Below are 747 nucleotides of genomic sequence, written 5' to 3' on the forward strand. Positions count from 1 at the left end.
TCTAATAGGTCTAGTGATGATGGCGAAGAGGTCACACCCGTTCCCATTCCGAACACGGAAGTTAAGCTCTTCAGCGCCGATGGTAGTTGGGACCTTGTCCCTGTGAGAGTAGGACGTCGCTAGGCAATGGAGGATTAGCTCAGCTGGGAGAGCACCTGCCTTACAAGCAGGGGGTCGGCGGTTCGAACCCGTCATCCTCCACCATATAAATTATGAAATTTGTAAGAGATTATTTCAATGGGCTATAGCCAAGCGGTAAGGCAACGGACTTTGACTCCGTCATGCGTTGGTTCGAATCCAGCTAGCCCAGCCATTTTATTTATAATTAACATTTTAATGCGGGTGTGGCGGAATTGGCAGACGCACCAGACTTAGGATCTGGCGCCTTTGGCGTGGGGGTTCGAGTCCCTTCACCCGCACTTTCGATGCGGAAGTAGTTCAGTGGTAGAATACAACCTTGCCAAGGTTGGGGTCGCGGGTTCGAATCCCGTCTTCCGCTCCAATAATTTGAAAAGTCCTGCCGGGGTGGCGGAATTGGCAGACGCACAGGACTTAAAATCCTGCGGTAGGTGACTACCGTGCCGGTTCGATCCCGGCCCTCGGCACCATCATATAGAATATGCGCCCGTAGCTCAATTGGATAGAGCGTTTGACTACGGATCAAAAGGTTAGGGGTTCGAGTCCTCTCGGGCGCGTTGTTTTCGGGAAGTGGCTCAGCTTGGTAGAGCACCTGGTTTGGGACCAGGG

At 52.6% G+C, this 747-nt stretch carries 6 tRNA genes and 1 rRNA gene; all 7 read left to right on the forward strand.

Annotated elements, in window-relative coordinates:
* Positions 1 to 9: 9 nt before the first annotated feature.
* Positions 10 to 125 (forward strand): 5S ribosomal RNA (gene rrf, locus J7Q84_RS18140).
* Between the two features lie 3 nt (positions 126 to 128).
* A tRNA-Val gene (locus J7Q84_RS18145) sits at positions 129 to 204 on the forward strand.
* Positions 205 to 238: 34 nt separating this feature from the next.
* Positions 239 to 313 (forward strand) — tRNA-Gln (locus J7Q84_RS18150).
* Positions 314 to 338: 25 nt separating this feature from the next.
* A tRNA-Leu gene (locus J7Q84_RS18155) sits at positions 339 to 419 on the forward strand.
* Positions 420 to 427: 8 nt separating this feature from the next.
* Positions 428 to 502, forward strand: a tRNA-Gly gene (locus tag J7Q84_RS18160).
* Positions 503 to 519: 17 nt separating this feature from the next.
* Positions 520 to 608, forward strand: a tRNA-Leu gene (locus tag J7Q84_RS18165).
* Positions 609 to 621: 13 nt separating this feature from the next.
* Positions 622 to 695 (forward strand) — tRNA-Arg (locus J7Q84_RS18170).
* Positions 696 to 747 lie beyond the last annotated feature (52 nt).

The organism is Bacillus sp. 165 (genome assembly GCF_017742235.1).
In the GTDB taxonomy this organism is placed as follows: Bacteria; Bacillota; Bacilli; order Bacillales; family Bacillaceae_G; genus JAGHKQ01.